Consider the following 17,231-nt stretch of genomic DNA (forward strand, 5'->3'; position numbering starts at 1 on the left):
CTTTAAATTGTGCGTGAAACGTTCGATAGAGGGTATTATTATGTCAGATACTCCTCGCTTCGCTCAGGAAGTCAGGAGTATCTGGAGGCTTTATTGAGTTGAGCAAGCCAAGCCCAGGGGTGTCAGCCCTTACGATAGTGACCTTCGGGCTGAAGGCGCCCTTCGCGGTATGCGGTGAGCTGTTCGTTAAGGACAACTTCAAGTTCTTCAAGACTGCGGCGCTCGCGAAGCATATCCCAGTGGGTGCGAACAGCCTTGGCGGGCTTTGTTTCTTCATCTTCTGGCGCATCGCCAATCAGTTCAGCAGAACTACCGCAACGGCATTCCCAAGTTGCTGGCGGAGTTGCTTCGCTAGCAAGAGGAACCTCGAACTCGTGACCGTTCGGGCAGACGTACGAAACGGTGTAGCGTTCGGCAAAGACGACACCGTCTTCAGACTCCATAGACTTTGCGCCGATCTGCATTCCTCGGAGCGCGCGATCTGCCATGGTGATCTCCTTAAGGTCATTGAAGCTAGCACTCTATTTTAGCGGAGATATCAGCATTTGCATTACTAGCGGATCTCTCGCACACAAAGCTGAAGCCGATAATGTACATTATGTCAGAATTGTTGGGGTTTTGATCCATCTTCAATTCCATGCACTCCTCTCACAAATGGTTGCCAACACCACGATGAATCCACCGTGCAACCGGAAGAAAAGTAGACAACGATAGGTAAGGACATCTATGGAATGCGAAAGGAAGGGATGACATGAGTGTTGCACTGAAAACCGATCAGCGGACCGCCGTTTCTGGCGCTTCAGCGAATGTCCGAAAACCCCTCCCTGAAATTGCTCTTGTCGGAACCTGTGCTCTGCTCTATTCGCTGATGTGCGCCATTGCGCCCGTTACGCGAGTTGCTGCAGTTCGGCATGCACGTCAGATTCTGCGCCTCGAAAACTATCTCGGGATCAACGTCGAACTCGCGCTCAACACATGGCTCTCCCACCACCCGTGGCTCGCCAATGTTTCAGCGGTTTTCTATTCCGTTTCATTCTTTGCCGTGACATTCACAGCCTTGGCCATCGTGTGGGTGAAACGCCCAGACCGCTACGATTTCGTTCGCAACTCACTCTTCGTGATGACTGGTGGCGCAATGATCACCTATTGGGTGTATCCCCTGGCTCCTCCGCGATTCTTTCCCTCACTGGGGTACGTCGATGCCGTAGCTACCCAATCAACGCTTGGCTCTGGATACTCGACTGCCTTTTCTTATTTGGCGAACTCGTATGCTGCGATGCCATCCATGCACACGGGCTGGGCTGTATGGAGTGCCATTGTTCTAGGTACATTTGTCTTTAAGAGCTGGCGAGCCCGAGCAATTCTTGCCCTGCATCCCCTCTACACAATCTGGGTAATCCTTGCGACCGCCAATCACTACGTGCTGGACGCAGTGGGTGGCATTGTGTTCTGCTTACTTGGTTTCCTTCTGGCCAACCTCATCATTACTCGAGTATCACAGCGTCAATCACTTGAAGCCCGAGGTGTCTGAGCGGGGGCATTCGGCCTAGCCGATACTCTTGAACCTATGAAGTTCGGAGTAGATTTTGGCACCACCCGCACAACCGTTGCCCTCGTTGATCGAGGCAACTATCCCCTGATCTCATTCATCTCACCCGATGGCGACGCCTTTGACCACGTCCCTTCGGTTGTTGCTCTGGATGACAAAGGCTTGCTCTTTGGCTTTGAAGCTCACGAAGCAGCTCTCGGAGGCAGCGAACACATCCGATCTTTCAAGCGCCTTCTATCCGACCCTGACGTCACACCTCGGACAACTCTTCGCCTCGGAAACCGCGACTTCCTGATCATCGATGTTCTTACTCGCTTCCTGGAGTACGTCGCAGGTATGGTGCGAGAGAACTCATCCGCCGTTATCGAAGGCGATGAACCGCTTGAAGCGGTCATCGGTATCCCCGCGCACGCCTGGTCTGCTCAGCGTTTCATGACCCTTGAAGCATTTAAAGCAGCCGGTTGGCACGTCATCGAAATGATGAACGAGCCCTCAGCTGCAGGTTTTGAATACACCCACCGCCATGCTTCCAGCTTGAACGCAAAACGCACTCGGGTCCTCGTTTACGACTTGGGCGGTGGCACCTTCGATGCTTCTCTTGTCGAAGCGGTCGGGCGCGACCACGCTGTCCTCGATTCCGCCGGCGATAATCTACTGGGCGGAGACGACTTCGACATGGTGCTGGCACAGGTTGCACTTCGCAACGCCAACGTGATGCCCGCTTCTCTGAGTGATATGGAGTGGCAAGCGCTGATCGAAGAATGCCGCGTTGTTAAAGAATCGCTGAACCCCAACAGTCGCAACGTTGTCGTCACCGTTGGTGACACTCCGATCTCGTTTTCCGTCAAGGACTACTACGAGGCTGCAACTCCGCTTGTTGAACACACACTGGAGGTCTTAAATTCACTCCTTTCCCCCACAGAAAACGGTGGCGAACGCGTGATTCCAGAGGACGTTGCCGGTCTTTATGTTGTTGGTGGCGCTTCTGAATTCCCACTAGTCTCGAGGGTGCTCCGTCGTCGATTTGGTCGTCGCGTCCATCGTTCGACTCACAACGCCGGCTCGACGGCTATCGGCCTTGCCATTGCGGCCGATGAACAGGCCGGATACACCGTGTCAGAATGTCTTGCGCGCGGGCTTGGCGTCTTCCGTGAATACGATTCGGGCGCATCCCTCTCCTTCGACCCGTTACTTACCCCCGATGATCGATGGACACCGGGCGAAGACACCCTTGTTGTTCGGCGTTACATGGCTGCCCACAACGTTGGCTACTACCGCTTTGTTGAGTATCGCAGCGTGGACGAGCAGGGCGTTCCGCGTGGTCAGGTAAGCCCAGCCGGCGAAATCATCATGCCGTTTGATCCTGTGCTACAGGGTGAAGACGTTGACCTGAAACATGTTTCGGTTGAGCGCACTGACATCGGGCACCTTATCGAGGAACGCTACCGAGTAGATGAGAACGGAATCGTTGACGTTGAAATTGTTGACACTGAAACCGGTTACACGCGGTCTGCGCACCTGGGCTGAGCGACAAGCGATCAACGAAAAGAGGGGCGGTGATGAATAATCACTGCCCCCTGACATAGGCGATGACCTATGAAAGCAAAGCTTTAGGAAATCGAACGGAGCTTACGCTTGCGAAGTTCTGCCAGTTCATCAACGTGGTCGCTCAAATGCTCAATAGGAAGCTCAGCAAGAGAGCCTTCAACCTCGCGCCACACGCGACCAACGGCAATGCCGAAAACGCCCTGACCACCCTGAAGAAGGTCAATCACCTCATCCGTCGACGTGCATTCGTAGACTGACGCGCCGTCACTCATCAACGTGATGGATGCGAGGTCGTCCACTCCCCTGTTCTGGAGTTGCGAAACTGCTTGACGAACCTGCTGAAGAGAAACGCCGGTATCCAGAAGCTTCTTGACGATCTTCAAAACAAGAATGTCTTTGAACGAGTACAGGCGCTGCGAACCTGAACCTCGTGCGGCACGAACGGAAGGCTGAAGGAGACCGGTGCGAGCCCAGTAGTCGAGCTGGCGGTAGGTGATGCCAGCAGCTGCACATGCGACGGGACCACGGTATCCGAGGCCTTCACCGTCAATGCCTTCAAGGGGATCACCGAAGAGCATCGCTTGGCGCGATTCGGCCTCGTATGGTTCGGCGCTCACTAGGACTCCTGCAATAATGAAAGACGTATCAGTTGATGGTGATACCACGCTATGCGTTATTGAACGCAAGGTCAATGACACGACCGGCGAGCCTCAAGTTCAAGTTGAACTTGAGGGTTGAGATCCCCTCTTAGAGAATCTGACCAACAGAGATTCGCAAGAACTCTCTGTGCAGGTCAGCAATGATTTCGGCAGATTCAGTCACCTTCGCGTTCAAACGTTCATTGTCAGATGAACGTCCACGCGAACGAGTAGATTGAACAGTTTGATCAATCACGTCAGAACAACGATCCGCACTGAGTTTCACTGCGCGCAACAGACGAATATCGAATCCTTGGGATTCAAGAGTGGCAACGTGTCGCACAATCTGCAACGAGCGCACTGGGAAATAGCCCGCAATATCAGGGGCAATCAATCCCGCAGAAGAATAACGTTCCAGCGTTGAGATATCGACGCCGGCCAGATCGGTCAGTTCCCTAGCCGACAGATAGGGAGAAGACGGCGTGACGCTAACGCCCTCAGAAGAAACGATACGAGGCCGCCTGACTGCTTCAACCTGATGACCCGCATCAAGGGCGCGCAGGTGCTCACCGATTACTCGAAGAGGAGTAAAAGAGTCGCGCTGTTGTGTCAGAACATAACGCATACGTTCCACATCGGTCTGCGAGTACTTGCGATAGCCCGACTTCGTACGCGCAGGAGTGACCAACCCCTGGTCATCGAGGTAGCGAACCTTCGACACGGAGATAGCAGGAAACTCTTTCTTGAGTTCCTCGACGACCCTACCGATCGAAAGAACCGGGTCCCTGGATGCATCGTGTGGCCACGGCCCCGTAATACTCGTGTGTTCAGCCTCAGAGCTGAACTGTGCAGCCTGAGAACTCATGCTTGCAAGGGCGAAGGCTGGTATGTCAGGCGATACTTTCCAATCTGGACCTCGTCGCCAGCGTTTAAACGAATGGAGTCAACGCGCTCCCGATTCACATACGTGCCGTTCAACGAACCGGAATCACGCACAATATGACCGCCGTCTTCAGCCTTGAACTGGCAATGCTTACGGGAAACGGTCACATCGTCTAAGAAAATATCGGATTTCGGGGAACGACCAGCATTCGTTACCTCACTGTCGAGAAGGAAACGAGCACCCGAGTTCGGGCCACGCTGAACGATCAGCAGAGCAGAACCAGCGGGAAGTGAATTCACCGCTTCCTGGTCGCGTGCAGACAACACAAGAGGAGCATCAACTTGCTCTTCAACCGGCGAAAGTCCAAAGATGGAAGTTGCGGTTGGATCGAAATCGTTAGTGGATTCCATGATCTCCCCCTGTGATAGACGCATTCATTACCCTCAATAGTCTAAAGGGTACAGGGCAAACGTACTTACTCGTCAGAAGATTTGGACTCTTCTGACGTATCAACCACGGCGTATTGAGGCTGAGGCACAGAAGACACAGAATCAATCGAAATGTGCCCAACCACTGAAACCGTCACATTCGCGTCCTTTGCGCGCATCTGGGCAGCCGAACCAGCTTGAATCTCTAGAGCAGTCGCGATCGTCTGACCCTCGCCGATCACATGCCAATCATACGGTTGCGACAAGACAACGCCATCGACCGCAATCATATTATTGTCAGACGTAAACGCGCTCCGGGTGGAAAGACGCACGCCGTTCAACTCGATTGCCTCAGCCCCGGCATTACGTAACTCCCCTAGCGTCATCACGAACTCGGTAGCCGTTAAACGATTCGCTTCATCACCGATGTGTATGAGCACCCCGGGTCCCTCGACAGGAACTCTGCCTGCATTGATCTGAGCGAGCTGATTAATCTTCCGAGCCGTCTGAGCCGCCGCTTCTTGCTCCGACTCGTTGGCTTCAATCTCGGCAACCTGCTGTTGCAAAGCAGAACGCTCCTGACGAAGGTTATTCTCCTGAGAATTCAGCTCAGAAAGCAACGCAACCAAGTCTTGTTCGCTCAAGGCTTCCAAGGGATCTTCCCGTTGAGCACGAACGGTTGTCACCAGCGCAAAACCAAGAATGAAACAGATCAGAACAAGGACAAGGTGAATCGTGCGCGGAACGGCAAAAAGAGCTTGAACAAACTGCGCGCGACCCGGCTTCATGTCCTTTTCAGCGGACGCAACCTCGTCCCTTCGAGAAGCTCCATGTCGCCCATGACGCGAATTCTTCGAATCTAAACTCATGGACTTTACGCCTTAAAAATCAGACGACGAATCGACGCTGTATTCGAAAAGATACGAATACCCAACACGACGATGACGGCCGTCGTAATCGCGGACCCCACCCCAAGCTGAGTTCCCAACCACACAAGCAAACAGGCAACAACGACATTCCAGAAGAACGACGTGATGAACACGCGATCATGGAACACCCCTTCAAGCCAAGCGCGTGTCGCGCCAAAGAGAGCGTCCAAGCCCGCGATTACCGCAACCGGCAAGAACGGCTGAAGCCAAACCGGAATCGTCGGATCAAGGAAAAGTCCCAAGATAATGCCAGCCGCTAGGCCAATAACAACAACCATGACTATTCTCCTTGGGAATTCGACGCTACCGCATACTGCGGAGTACGGACATTAAGCGCTGGCATTTGAATTTCGGCGGTGCCCGCAACCGAGATTTCAATGCCGTTCATTGACTTCGCAGTTGAAAGAAAATCACCTGTTGACCCGCGCACAAGACCAACGGACAGTGTGTTCGCATCTCCGATAGCTCTCACCTCGTACGGAGATTCAACGGGAGTGACGTTCACAAGAATTGCCGAACCAGCAGTACGAATAAACGTGCCTGGGCCAATTCGTAGGTCATTGATTGAAATTGCCTCGGCTCCCCCAGCCCAGAGGGCATTCACGATCACATTCAAGTCAATGTCGCGGACCTGACCTCGGGACCCTTGTGTCAGCGTTTTTGCTGATGACGAGTCCTTGACCGTGACCGTAATTCCCGGACCAACCACGGGTTCCATTGCATTCGTCAGTGCAACCGAAGGATCAACGAGGACCTGAGGAGCTGTCGACGACGCAGCTTGGTTGACGCGGGTGGACAACGATTGAACGTTGTCCTGAAGTGAAGCCACGACGCTTTGACTAGATTGTGCCTGATCGCGAAGGCTTTGAGTAATGTCAGCGTCCTGAGCGGTACGCAATGACATCACTGCGATTGTGAGCGTGAAGCCGAGCGCCAGCGTGAAAACAAAAGCGATCGGGCGATGCCACCAATGTTTGGGATGCTGAGTATCGTCATAGCTTTCGTACCCAACATCGAGCGGATTATTCAGCAACGAGGTCAGCAACGACATCGACGTAGCAGGATCATTGCCTTGCGCCGGCGAAGAAGACGTTGTGTGCGTGTTGTATTCTTGCACGCCTACATCCAGGTGCGTTGTACGTTAATTGCACGAGATGCGTAATCAACATGCTCAATGAGAAGACGTCTTAACGGCCATGCTGCATTCTCGTGTTCGCCGAGCCAACGATTCACCCGATCAATATGGTCCTCGACGCTTTCGGGACTGTCGGCATAAACCGGGAGCGAAAGAAGGCCCTTGATGTAGCGAATCGACAGGGCAATCGAGTGCGTATTCCAGAAGTATTCAAGTGAGCCAAGACCGCGGTCAATGAAGCTTGAGCCTTGCCACGAGGATGCAGCAAATCCGTCGAGGATTGCGCTCAGTGTGTCGTTTGCGATCCCGTCAACGAAGAGTTTCGACCACGAGGCCTCACGTTCTTCTTCGTACGGCAGAGCTGCAATTGCGCGTTCTGATGCGGTCTTTGCTTCGCCTGTTGGGGAAGTGGCGAGCCATGCTTCAATACGATCGCGTCCGATCGAACCAGAAGCAGCAATGACAGTACGAGCTGTCCAAACGATCTCGCTGGTCAAAGTATTCGCATACGATTCCACGGTCTGACTAATCGCGGGATCATCGGTCATCGGATAGGTAAAGAACAGGGTCTTTAACCATGCGCGACTACGATCCGTGGCGTGCTCACGCGACAGACGTAGCGCAAGCCTTCCTACCGTTGTCGCAATCGCGGCACGCTGTTCCTTTGGCACGTAGGTGCCCAGGGTAATGCGACCGAGCTCCAACAAGCGATCCGCAAGTGTCTCGTCGACTTCGTTTTCTGCATGACGGAATGCTGCAAGAGCGAAGTCACTGGGGTTCAAGCGGCAGTCACGGACACCGTTGAACAGGGCACCCCACACGACGCATCGCGTCATCAGGTCGGGACATGCCGAAATGAAGGCAAGCGCATTGGATGCTGAGCGATCGTCGAGGTAGGTGACCGCATACGTCAGATCGCCGTCATTGACGACGAGTAGATCCATATCCGTAATACCGGCTGGTTGGCTAAGAAGCCCCGCGGGATCAACCTCTTGGGATCGACCTTCCATTGTCAGCTCAAAACGATGCGTCATCTGAAGCTGATCGCGTTTCATCGCCCACGTTGTGACATCGAAACGATGCGGGCGAGTCGTATCTGACTCAGACTCATCCGTGATCTGGAAATTGGTGACGCTACCAATACGGGAGATATCAAAATGAGGAACGAGTTTCGAAGGACCGGAGGTAGTAAGCCACGTGGACACCCAGTGGGATAAGTCTTTGCCCGTTGCTTCCTGCAAACAGTCGACGAGGTCCTGGAATGAGGTCGATCCGAAAGCATGGCGTTGGAAGTAAATTCGCGTGGCTTCAAAGAAGGCTTCTTCGCCGACGGTTGCTACCAACTGGTTGAGTACCGAAGCGCCCTTGGCATAGGTGATGCCGTCAAAGTTGGTCTTGGCTGCGCCAACGTCGGGAATGTCAGCAATGATCGGGTGAGTTGTAGGCATGAGGTCTTGCTCGTAGGCCCAGATTTTGCGACCTGCAGCAAATGTGGCCCTCTCCCCCGTGTACACGGTTGCTCGGCTTGCTGCCAGGGCACCCTGATTCTCGGCGAATGACTCCTTCAACCAGAGGTCGTCCCACCATCGAGGTGTCACAAGATCCCCAAACCACATGTGGCACATTTCGTGAAGAATCGTGTTTGCTCGACGCTGACGCTGGGCGAAGGTCGGGGTGTCACGTGAGAGGTATGAGTCGTTAAAGGTCACGCATCCCGGATTCTCCATGGCTCCCAAGTTGTATTCGGGAACGAAGATCTGATCGTACTTGCCCCAAGGGTATGTGATGCCATAGTGCTGGTGGTAGAAGTCCAAGCCAGCGCGCGTAACGGAAAGAATGTCGTTGGAATCAATCGCTTGAGCCAAGCTTGAACGGCACATCAAGCGCAGTGGGACGTCAATCTTCTGACCGTCGTTTGCTCCCCCACTCCACGTACCTCCGTCAATGACAGCCCAGTCACCGGCAACGACGGCGGTGATGTAGCTGGACAACAGGCGCGTTCGAGCAAAGACATGTCGTGTGCCGTTTTCAATGGGTTCGGTATGTAGCTCTGCTCCGTTGGAGGCAACAACCCAGTGTTCCGGTGCATCGACGATGAATGACCACTCGGCTTTCAAATCTGGTTGGTCGAAGCATGGCCATGCGCGGTGAGCGTCTTGGGGTTCAAACTGCGTGTACAGGTAAACGCGTCCATCTTCTGGATCAATGTATCGATGCAGACCTTCACCGGAGTGTGAATACGGGCACCGCGCCTGAACCTCAACCGTGCACTCAGTATCGACGGGCAGGCCACTGAGGGCCAGACACTCGTCATTTTGCGTGATCTCTCGCGCCTCGCCATTCACACTGAGCCGGGTAACCTGGCCTGCGATGTCGACGAAGGTGGAATCCGCGTGGGAAGTCAGGGTGAAGGTGGACGTAACCACAAACTCGGTATTGTCTTGGCTATCCCCACCGCGCACATCAAGATTGACCTTCATCGTCGAAAGGTCGATTGCGTGTGAACGTTGACGGGCTTCATCGCGGGATAGGACGTGCATAACCGTAGTTTACGGCGCGTTCTTAAACACTTCGAGAAGCGATTGTAAGCGTTTCGCTATCCGGCGCTACAGTATGAGGCATGAGCTCAGTCGTAGATATTCGCCCCTCAGTTGTGCCACTTAGTGTTCCGATTGCTCTGGCCAACGTTGGTTCCTATTCAGTGTGCGACGCCTTGGGAAATCCTCTCAGGGATCCAAACGGGCTTACCATCACGGGCATTACCGTTTCCTCGAACGACTGCGAAGAAGGCTGGGCGTTCGTCGCTATTCCTGGGCTCACCCAGCACGGAGTTCGTTTTGCCCACGCGGCAGCCGAGGCTGGTGCAACCCTCCTTGTCACGGATAGCGAGGGAGCGAAGCGAGCAATCGATCAGAAAGTCGGACTGCCGATCGTTATTCTTAAGGATCCTCGTCGATGCGCAGCGACTATAGCCGCAACTCTCTACGGCCAGCCTGCGACAAAGTTGAAGACGATGGCCGTGACCGGCACAAACGGGAAGACCACTACGTCGTTCCTCATGCGTGCAGCTCTGGGCGTTGAGTTTCCGAATCCCTCCATCTGCGGAACCGTCGAAACACGCATCGGTAACCTACGTTTCCGTTCCGATCAGACTACGGCTGAATCCCCTGTCATCCAGCGCTTCCTTGCCCAAACACTGGAAGAAGGACTTGGCGCAGCGGTTATTGAAACAAGCTCTCACGCTCTGAGCTTCGAGCGCGTTGACGACATTGTGTTTGACGTTGTCGGCTTCACGAATTTGCAACACGATCACCTCGACTACTACGGCGACATGGAGAACTACTTCGTCGCGAAGAAGTCGCTGTTTACTCAAGAACACTCACGACGCGGTGTTGTATGCGTCGATGACGAGTGGGGCCAGCGTCTTGCCCGCGAAGCTGAAGTACCGGTGACAACCGTTGCCGCGCTGAGCTCGAACGAAGCCGAGTGGCACGTTGAAAATACTCACCCCGACCGTTCGATCGGTCGCACGGTCTTTACGTTGGTGGATCCGAATGGCGCAGGGCATGATGTTGCAATGCCGATTCTTGGTGAAGTGAACGTTCAGAACACTGCCGTCGCCATTGTTGCTGCCGTTCAGCTTGGCTATGACGTGGATGCAGTCATCGCCGCCATTGAAAAGGCGGAGCAGGTTCCAGGGCGCATGGAAATGATTAATCCCAAGCCTCATAATCAACCACTCGTCATCGTCGACTACGCCCATACTCCCGAGGCTCTTGAGTGGACTCTGCGCTCAACAGCTGAGCTGACGAATGGAAAGCTTCATATCGTATTCGGTACCGATGGAGACCGTGACGCATCAAAGCGTGAATACCTTGCCGAAATCGCGGCACGAGAAGCTGACGTCTTGTGGGTGACCGACGAAAATCCACGTACTGAAGACCCGCAGTCTATTCGCGACTATCTGTTGCGCGGTATTACTTCGGTACGTCCGGACATGCACGATGTAACAGAAATTAAGACGTGCCGTCGCGATGCAGTGCGCAAAGCAATCTTGGCAGCCCAGCCAGGTGACACGGTGATTATCACCGGCAAAGGCTCGGAGTGGTATCAAGATTTCGAAGGCATTAAACACGAGTACAACGATGTTCCCGTATCGCGCGAAGTGCTCTACTACGACGTTCGTTCGCACATCTAAGAACGTGTGAGATTGCGCGTGAGCGCAAGGCTGACACCGCTTATGGGTGTGATGCCACGTAAGATGAACGGGTGAATGACGAGAACCTGAATCAGGACCTAGCCACCGAAGAAGAATCTGAGCTACGCGCTCAGCACATGCGAGCTTCTCTTGCTCAATTCGAGCTTGACGAGGACGATCTTGCACTGATCGACGGTGAAGCTTCTTTCGATGAGCGTAAAGAAGAACTCGCCGGTCTACCGGTTCTCGCCATCGTTGGACGCCCGAACGTCGGCAAATCAACGCTGGTCAACCGCATTATTGGTCGTCGCGAAGCTGTCGTTCAGGACACTCCCGGTGTTACTCGCGACAGGGTCTCCTACCCCGCCGAATGGGCAGGTCGCGACTTCACAGTCGTCGACACCGGTGGTTGGGAAATCGACGTTAAAGGTCTAGACCGTTCGGTTGCTGAGCAGGCAGAAATTGCCGTTGACCTTGCCGACGCCGTCGTTCTGGTTCTTGACGCAACCGTTGGCGTCACCGCTTCAGACGAACGCATCGTTACGATGCTTCGATCAAAAGGCAAGCCGGTGATTCTGGCAGCAAATAAGGTTGATTCTCCTCAACAAGAAGCCGACGCCGCTTACCTGTGGAGCCTCGGAATGGGTGAGCCCCACCCGATTTCTGCACTCCACGGCCGCGGTATCGGCGACTTGCTGGACACCATCATGGATGTTCTGCCCGATGAATCCGCCGTGGCAAGCGCACTGCCTCAGGGGGGGCCTCGTCGCATCGCACTTGTTGGACGCCCGAATGTCGGCAAATCTTCTCTGCTCAACGCGCTCGCGCAAGCCGAACGTGTTGTCGTCAACGAACTTGCTGGCACGACCCGCGATCCTGTCGACGAACTCATTGAGCTTGATGGGCGCCTCTGGTGGTTTGTTGACACCGCCGGTATTCGTCGCAAGATGCACCGTACGACCGGTGCTGATTACTACGCGTCGATTCGCACCCAGGCAGCAATTGAGAAGGCGGAAGTTGCTCTTGTCCTCTTCGATGGCTCCCAGCCACTGACAGAACAGGATATTCGCGTCGTTCAGCAGGTCGTTGATGCTGGTCGTGCACTGGTGATTGTCACGAACAAGTGGGATCTCGTTGACGAAGACCGCCAGAACGAACTGAAGAACGAAATCGAACGCGAACTTGTCCAGGTCCAGTGGGCTCCGCGAATCAACGTGTCCGCTCTGACCGCGTGGCATACGAACCGAATTACGCGTGCACTCGACACGGCTCTTGCCGGTTGGGAAACGCGTATCCCCACAGGTCAGCTGAACGCGTTCCTCGGCCAACTCGTTGCCGCCCACCCGCACCCGCTACGTGGCGGTAAGCAACCTCGTATTCTTTTTGGCACGCAGGTATCATCACGTCCCCCGCGTTTTGTCCTGTTTACAACGGGTTTCCTTGACCCGCAATATCGCCGTTTCATTGAACGCCGTTTGCGTGAGGAATTCGGCTTTGAAGGAACTCCGATTCAGATCGGTATGCGCGTTCGCGAACGCCGCCGCAAGTAACGGGCACTGAACCAACTCGTTTTACACGTCAACCCTGTGGATAACTACCACGGGGTTGACTTTGTGCATAAAGTCTGTTTCGTACCATTCGCTGTTGAGCTCACCCAAGGAGTAATGATGCTTCACTGGACAACACTTTCTTCCCCCATTGGCGACCTGATGCTCATCAAGTCTGGCAAAGGCATCGTCAGAGTTGCCTTCGAATGCGAAGACTTCGCCACAGTACGACGTAATGTCGCACACTCGTTGAATGATGAGATGGTCGAAGACAGTAAAGAACTGTTTGAGGCCATCGATCAGATTGAAGAGTATTTCGCTGGCCAGCGTAAGACTTTCGATCTTGCACTGGACTGGTCCCTGATCTCGGGATTCTATGCGCGCGCTACCCAACAATTGACGATGGTTCCCTTCGGTACGACATTGCCGTATTCAGGCCTGGCACTGCTTGCAGGTAATAAGAAAGCTCATCGCGCGGCTGCGTCAGCCTGTTCCCATAACCCGTTGCCTATCCTTGCTCCATGCCATCGGATCACGCGAAAAGACGGATCATATGGTGACTACGCTGGCGGGCGCGAAGCCAAAGAGTACCTTCTGACGTTTGAGAAAGAAATTGACGCAAAAACCTATGTCCCCCAGCCCGTACTCAGGCCTCGCTATGTCGGGATTCCTGCTCCAGCGTCAGACTAAATACACCACCATGAAATTCGTTTGGGGGTGTCATCAATGACGATAACACCCCCAAACTCTGCTGTAGCACACGAACGCTGATGATAGTCAGCGCTCGGTTCGAGCCTTCGGGTAGCGATGGTCCTTATTTCCCCACCACGGCATGTATGACACATAACCGTCAGCTGGAGGGTTTGGAGAATCGGGTTCGAAGCCGAGTTCTGCTGGGGTTTCAGGAATGCGATCAACAAGGAAGTACTTGTCCCTGTCATCGCAGTGGGTGCGAACGATCGTCTTGAATTCACTGAGCTCGGGGTACAAAACACCGGTGATCGGATTGCGGCGGTAGCGAACGATCTTGTAGAGCCAGTAGACGAACAGGGCAACGTTCGCGATCAATGCAAGGACTGCACAGATGATGTTCGCGTTCGGATCCATCGTGGAGAAGTTAAAGGTGGAGTTTGGTGGAACGAGGATTTCCGGTAGCAATGTGTTCATAGAAATCCAGAACACTAACGTGAAGCACCTGAACCAAATCCACTGGCCCTTTGCCCATGTGAAGGCGGGAATGGTACATGCCAGAAGAAGGGCTGCTGTGCAGTACCAGGTGTAGTCAGCGAGCGAGTTGTAGAGGAAAGCATGGTTCCACAGGTCGTAGGCAATAACCCACGGCCACACCATGTCAACCCAGATCAGGCCACGAACCTTCTGCTTGCCTGGCGATGTGGCGATGATCTTGCCTAGACCGGTAATTGTGATGATGTTGAGCAAGCCAGCTGCCGCGCTGATCAGGTTCCAGTAGCCACCAATAGTTCTAAAACCGGTTTCTGGATCAATACCGATATGGCGAGCGGAAAGATTCGACGCGACTGCTTCGTACCATGCTTGTGAATGGAGTTCGGCGGTCACGCCCCTGGCTTCCGGAAGGCCCGCGATCATATCGAGAGTGTGAGTGTCATTGACATGTTTCAGGCACTGCCAATCTGCTCCGCACGCATAGTAGGTGTCCGCGTTGAAATAGATGGTGAGGTCACGGATATTGGCTTCCATGATGTTGACTGCGAGACCGATCCAGAGTGCAACACCCAGCCAAATAGCGTATTTGTGCGCCTTTTGCGGATTTTTCTTCGCATAGACAAGGACGGTTCCGGTCATTGTTGCAGTAAGGATCATGATGGCGTATTTGCCGAATGGGAACCAACCGACCATTGGTGTGCCGTGAATCCAAGCATAGGGCATAAGTGCAATGCCACCGATCGTCCAGATAACGAAGATGGTCCAGTTCCACCGCCGGTTGATCTCAGCAACAAGCATCTGAGCGACGAATACCGCTAGCCAAAGTGCATAGACCTTCGGGGAGCCAATTTCCCACAGCCAAAGTGACTCCATCAGTTTCCTCCTTGAAACACAGACGGGATAGTAGTTATTCAGCTAGTCTAGTGAACAAGAAAAAACACGGAGCGAGATTGCCCCAAAGAGGGATTTATAATTCCGCAGAAAGTTCTTTTTAGCAAAGACGCTTAGGACTTTTGGCCGGGGTTTTATTTATCTCCTCCACTTGCCCACAACTGGGCCTTGACGAGAGGAAGAAAAATGTCAAAGAATTCGTCGAAACGTGGCCTTCGCACCGCTATCGGTCTGGGGGCTTTAGGGGTCCTGAGCGGGATGTATGGCTTCAGCCAGCTCAGCGGCAAAGCAACTCCGGAAGAACAAGCATGGCGTTATCCGGGCGACGATTTAATCGACGCAAATTACGATAATGGTTATTCTTCAACCTACGCTATTACAATTGAAGCCCCCGCTTACGCAGTATGGAGATTATTCAAACAAATCGGCGCGGAAAAGAGTGGTTCATTTTCTTCAGAATTCTTAGAAAGAACATTTGCTCGACTCCCCTTCTTTAATTCCTACGAAATTCAAGAAGAATTCCAACAGCCAGATTCCATGATGCCCGGCGATATCGCCGCCTTCGATTACCACGGAATGTCAATGGAATGGGCCGATATTGTCCCCGGCAAATACATGGTCCAGTGGGTCGACACCAAGAATCCGCCAAAGGCACCTGGCTCCTACGCATTCCGTTTCCCTGGAATGACCCACTTCGCAGCAGCATGGTGCTTCTACGTCGTTCCGCTTGAGGGCGGTCGCACGCGTCTGATCAATCACTGGCGTATCGGATACGAACCTGACTCAGTTGCCATGAAGGCCTTGAACTGGGTCAATATCGAGTTTATTGGCGGATGCATGACCCACATGCAGAACATCTACGTGAAGCGCGTTTTGGAGTTCCGTAAGAAGCAGCATCACACCGGCAAGTTCATGCGTGGAGTGCTTGGCGGCCAGTTCTTCAAGTCCGGTACTCCAGCTGGTCGCTACGACGGGACTCCCCTGTTCGACGAAACGTACACACAGTGGTTCCGATACGGCCGTAAGTCGCCTGCAGTTGCTGAGATTCGTATGCCCGTTACCGAAGATCCCAGCTGGCCACCAGTAGGACCGGGAACCCCATGGGAGCACGAGGTTGATGCCGAATACTTCGATGGATGGAGCGAACCCGCATTCGATTGGAACGAGCAGATCCGTCAGAAGATGGAAAAGACCTACTTGCCCAACTGGGGTAAGGAGGCCAAGTGATGGGTAACATCACGCCTCCCGACTATGCGACCCTCTTCTTCTTTGAGAAGGGAGAATGGTGGGACTATGTGATGTTGTTGATCGTCATCGCTGCCCTCGCATTCGCCGCCTGGCTTGCCCAGCGGAACATGTGGGTCGTTCTTGCTCTGTTCATCGTGGTGCCAGTATCGCTGAGTATCTTCTGGTGGCCTCATTCGACCGCTGGGACGAACTCCGCAGGCTGGTTCCCGATTGTGAAGCAGTATTCGGCTCTGCTTGGTAGCCTCTGCTTGGTTGCATTGCAGGTTTTCCCGAAGCTACGACACAACAAGTGGTATCTACTGATCCCCCCACTGTTGCTTAGCGTCAACATTGCCGAGGCTGTTGTTCGCGATTTCCAGTGCTACTTCATTCACGGCATTGATCCCTCTCAGGGAATGGTGACCTGGGGTGGTCCGTGGAACATCATGAATGGCATCGCTGGCATCTTGAACCTTCTCGCGATTTCCGGTTGGATCGGTATCTTCGTGTCGAAAGGCAAGGAACGGGGGCTAATCTGGGGCGATCTGACGATCGGTTGGATTATTGCGTACGACATTTGGAATGTTGCCTACGTGTACAACTGTCTTGCAGACCGAGCGTGGTACTCGGCAATCGCGTTGCTTGCCTCGTGTACGATTCCCGCGTTTATGAAGTTCGGTAAGGGCGCGTGGATCCAGTATCGTGCGTACACGCTGACGTTCTGGTCTGCGGTGGTGTTGACGTTCCCGCACTTCATGCAGGATTCGATGTTCGCTCACCGCAGTGCGCACAATCCATACGCGATGTTCATCATCTCGTTTGCTGCATTGGTTGCGAACATCATTGTGTTCGGTCGCCATGCCTATCGCATCGTGAAACTGCGTCGTAACCCGTTCAAGCAGGAGATTTACTCCGATACTCCGACCTACGTCGAATGGGTACGTGATCTTGCAACCGATGAGGACAAAGAACTGATCGCCCAGCGTATCGGTAAGACTCCCGCGGAAGTTGGGTACGTCAGCTGACGTTTCGGCTTACACGTGATGTGGCCGATTGGGTGGCACGAGGCCGCC

At 53.8% G+C, this 17,231-nt stretch carries 16 protein-coding genes; 7 read left to right on the forward strand and 9 right to left on the reverse strand.

What is annotated here, in order from left to right; genetic code table 11:
* Nucleotides 1-122 precede the first annotated feature (122 nt).
* The gene (locus HMPREF9241_RS04105) at nucleotides 123-488 is read right to left on the reverse strand and encodes an RNA polymerase-binding protein RbpA (protein ID WP_006681016.1); all 366 of its coding nucleotides are present in this window, start codon (nucleotides 486-488) and stop codon (nucleotides 123-125) included.
* Between the two features lie 263 nt (nucleotides 489-751).
* Here HMPREF9241_RS04105 and HMPREF9241_RS04110 point away from each other — a divergent pair, with 263 nt between their 5' ends.
* Nucleotides 752-1,531, forward strand: a complete 780-nt coding sequence (locus tag HMPREF9241_RS04110; protein WP_006681018.1) for a phosphatase PAP2 family protein — start codon at nucleotides 752-754, stop codon at nucleotides 1,529-1,531.
* 36 nt (nucleotides 1,532-1,567) lie between these two features.
* Nucleotides 1,568-3,076, forward strand: coding sequence for an Hsp70 family protein (locus HMPREF9241_RS04115; protein WP_006681019.1), 1,509 nt, complete (start codon nucleotides 1,568-1,570; stop codon nucleotides 3,074-3,076).
* 83 nt (nucleotides 3,077-3,159) lie between these two features.
* Here HMPREF9241_RS04115 and HMPREF9241_RS04120 read toward each other — a convergent pair whose 3' ends face one another.
* The 7 genes from HMPREF9241_RS04120 to pepN all read right to left on the reverse strand — a co-directional run bounded on the left by HMPREF9241_RS04120 (nucleotide 3,160) and on the right by pepN (nucleotide 9,650).
* Nucleotides 3,160-3,714 (reverse strand): MerR family transcriptional regulator, encoded by a 555-nt coding sequence (locus HMPREF9241_RS04120; protein WP_006681020.1) that lies wholly within the window; start codon nucleotides 3,712-3,714, stop codon nucleotides 3,160-3,162.
* A gap of 130 nt (nucleotides 3,715-3,844) precedes the next feature.
* The gene (gene ftsR / locus HMPREF9241_RS04125; RefSeq protein WP_006681021.1) at nucleotides 3,845-4,600 is read right to left on the reverse strand and encodes a transcriptional regulator FtsR; all 756 of its coding nucleotides are present in this window, start codon (nucleotides 4,598-4,600) and stop codon (nucleotides 3,845-3,847) included.
* On the reverse strand, nucleotides 4,597-5,028 hold the full coding sequence (locus HMPREF9241_RS04130; RefSeq protein ID WP_040318538.1) for an FHA domain-containing protein: 432 nt from the start codon (nucleotides 5,026-5,028) through the stop codon (nucleotides 4,597-4,599). Before HMPREF9241_RS04130 ends, ftsR begins: the two co-directional genes overlap by 4 nt.
* A gap of 65 nt (nucleotides 5,029-5,093) precedes the next feature.
* On the reverse strand, nucleotides 5,094-5,915 hold the full coding sequence (locus tag HMPREF9241_RS04135) for a DUF881 domain-containing protein (RefSeq protein WP_006681023.1): 822 nt from the start codon (nucleotides 5,913-5,915) through the stop codon (nucleotides 5,094-5,096).
* A gap of 5 nt (nucleotides 5,916-5,920) precedes the next feature.
* A complete protein-coding gene (locus tag HMPREF9241_RS04140) occupies nucleotides 5,921-6,253 on the reverse strand; it encodes a small basic family protein (protein WP_006681024.1) in 333 nt (110 codons plus the stop codon).
* Between the two features lie 2 nt (nucleotides 6,254-6,255).
* Complete coding sequence (locus tag HMPREF9241_RS04145) at nucleotides 6,256-7,092, reverse strand: DUF881 domain-containing protein (RefSeq protein WP_006681025.1); 837 nt, start codon at nucleotides 7,090-7,092, stop codon at nucleotides 6,256-6,258.
* 2 nt (nucleotides 7,093-7,094) lie between these two features.
* The gene (pepN, locus tag HMPREF9241_RS04150; protein WP_006681026.1) at nucleotides 7,095-9,650 is read right to left on the reverse strand and encodes an aminopeptidase N; all 2,556 of its coding nucleotides are present in this window, start codon (nucleotides 9,648-9,650) and stop codon (nucleotides 7,095-7,097) included.
* Nucleotides 9,651-9,730: 80 nt separating this feature from the next.
* Between pepN and HMPREF9241_RS04155 the strand changes: the two genes are divergently transcribed.
* The 3 genes from HMPREF9241_RS04155 (at nucleotide 9,731) to HMPREF9241_RS04165 (ending at nucleotide 13,545) form a co-directional block, all read left to right on the forward strand.
* Nucleotides 9,731-11,308, forward strand: coding sequence for a UDP-N-acetylmuramoyl-L-alanyl-D-glutamate--2,6-diaminopimelate ligase (locus HMPREF9241_RS04155; RefSeq protein ID WP_006681027.1), 1,578 nt, complete (start codon nucleotides 9,731-9,733; stop codon nucleotides 11,306-11,308).
* Nucleotides 11,309-11,379: 71 nt separating this feature from the next.
* Nucleotides 11,380-12,858, forward strand: a complete 1,479-nt coding sequence (gene der, locus HMPREF9241_RS04160; protein WP_006681028.1) for a ribosome biogenesis GTPase Der — start codon at nucleotides 11,380-11,382, stop codon at nucleotides 12,856-12,858.
* Nucleotides 12,859-12,972: 114 nt separating this feature from the next.
* The gene (locus tag HMPREF9241_RS04165; RefSeq protein WP_243440773.1) at nucleotides 12,973-13,545 is read left to right on the forward strand and encodes a methylated-DNA--[protein]-cysteine S-methyltransferase; all 573 of its coding nucleotides are present in this window, start codon (nucleotides 12,973-12,975) and stop codon (nucleotides 13,543-13,545) included.
* Nucleotides 13,546-13,632: 87 nt separating this feature from the next.
* Here HMPREF9241_RS04165 and HMPREF9241_RS04170 read toward each other — a convergent pair whose 3' ends face one another.
* On the reverse strand, nucleotides 13,633-14,913 hold the full coding sequence (locus tag HMPREF9241_RS04170) for a DUF5692 family protein (protein WP_006681030.1): 1,281 nt from the start codon (nucleotides 14,911-14,913) through the stop codon (nucleotides 13,633-13,635).
* A 276-nt stretch (nucleotides 14,914-15,189) separates the two neighbouring features.
* Here HMPREF9241_RS04170 and HMPREF9241_RS04175 point away from each other — a divergent pair, with 276 nt between their 5' ends.
* Both HMPREF9241_RS04175 and HMPREF9241_RS04180 read left to right on the forward strand, forming a co-directional pair.
* Nucleotides 15,190-16,158, forward strand: coding sequence for a hypothetical protein (locus HMPREF9241_RS04175; RefSeq protein WP_373273800.1), 969 nt, complete (start codon nucleotides 15,190-15,192; stop codon nucleotides 16,156-16,158).
* On the forward strand, nucleotides 16,158-17,183 hold the full coding sequence (locus tag HMPREF9241_RS04180) for a DUF5692 family protein (RefSeq protein WP_006681032.1): 1,026 nt from the start codon (nucleotides 16,158-16,160) through the stop codon (nucleotides 17,181-17,183). The genes HMPREF9241_RS04175 and HMPREF9241_RS04180 overlap by 1 nt, the downstream gene beginning before the upstream one ends.
* Nucleotides 17,184-17,231: the final 48 nt, after the last annotated feature.

It is taken from the genome of Schaalia turicensis ACS-279-V-Col4 (assembly GCF_000296505.1).
GTDB classification, from domain to species: Bacteria; Actinomycetota; Actinomycetes; order Actinomycetales; family Actinomycetaceae; genus Pauljensenia; species Pauljensenia turicensis_A.

What these genes read in the sequence shown, in the direction of transcription:
- HMPREF9241_RS04105 (WP_006681016.1), bottom strand. Translation starts at nt 488, where the DNA reads ATGGCAGATCGCGCGCTCCGAGGAATGCAGATCGGCGCAAAGTCTATG.
- HMPREF9241_RS04110 (WP_006681018.1), top strand. Translation starts at nt 752, where the DNA reads ATGAGTGTTGCACTGAAAACCGATCAGCGGACCGCCGTTTCTGGCGCT.
- HMPREF9241_RS04115 (WP_006681019.1), top strand. Translation starts at nt 1,568, where the DNA reads ATGAAGTTCGGAGTAGATTTTGGCACCACCCGCACAACCGTTGCCCTC.
- ftsR (WP_006681021.1), bottom strand. Translation starts at nt 4,600, where the DNA reads ATGAGTTCTCAGGCTGCACAGTTCAGCTCTGAGGCTGAACACACGAGT.
- HMPREF9241_RS04130 (WP_040318538.1), bottom strand. Translation starts at nt 5,028, where the DNA reads ATGGAATCCACTAACGATTTCGATCCAACCGCAACTTCCATCTTTGGA.
- HMPREF9241_RS04135 (WP_006681023.1), bottom strand. Translation starts at nt 5,915, where the DNA reads ATGAGTTTAGATTCGAAGAATTCGCGTCATGGGCGACATGGAGCTTCT.
- HMPREF9241_RS04140 (WP_006681024.1), bottom strand. Translation starts at nt 6,253, where the DNA reads ATGGTTGTTGTTATTGGCCTAGCGGCTGGCATTATCTTGGGACTTTTC.
- pepN (WP_006681026.1), bottom strand. Translation starts at nt 9,650, where the DNA reads ATGCACGTCCTATCCCGCGATGAAGCCCGTCAACGTTCACACGCAATC.
- HMPREF9241_RS04155 (WP_006681027.1), top strand. Translation starts at nt 9,731, where the DNA reads ATGAGCTCAGTCGTAGATATTCGCCCCTCAGTTGTGCCACTTAGTGTT.
- HMPREF9241_RS04165 (WP_243440773.1), top strand. Translation starts at nt 12,973, where the DNA reads ATGATGCTTCACTGGACAACACTTTCTTCCCCCATTGGCGACCTGATG.
- HMPREF9241_RS04170 (WP_006681030.1), bottom strand. Translation starts at nt 14,913, where the DNA reads ATGGAGTCACTTTGGCTGTGGGAAATTGGCTCCCCGAAGGTCTATGCA.
- HMPREF9241_RS04175 (WP_373273800.1), top strand. Translation starts at nt 15,190, where the DNA reads ATGTATGGCTTCAGCCAGCTCAGCGGCAAAGCAACTCCGGAAGAACAA.
- HMPREF9241_RS04180 (WP_006681032.1), top strand. Translation starts at nt 16,158, where the DNA reads ATGGGTAACATCACGCCTCCCGACTATGCGACCCTCTTCTTCTTTGAG.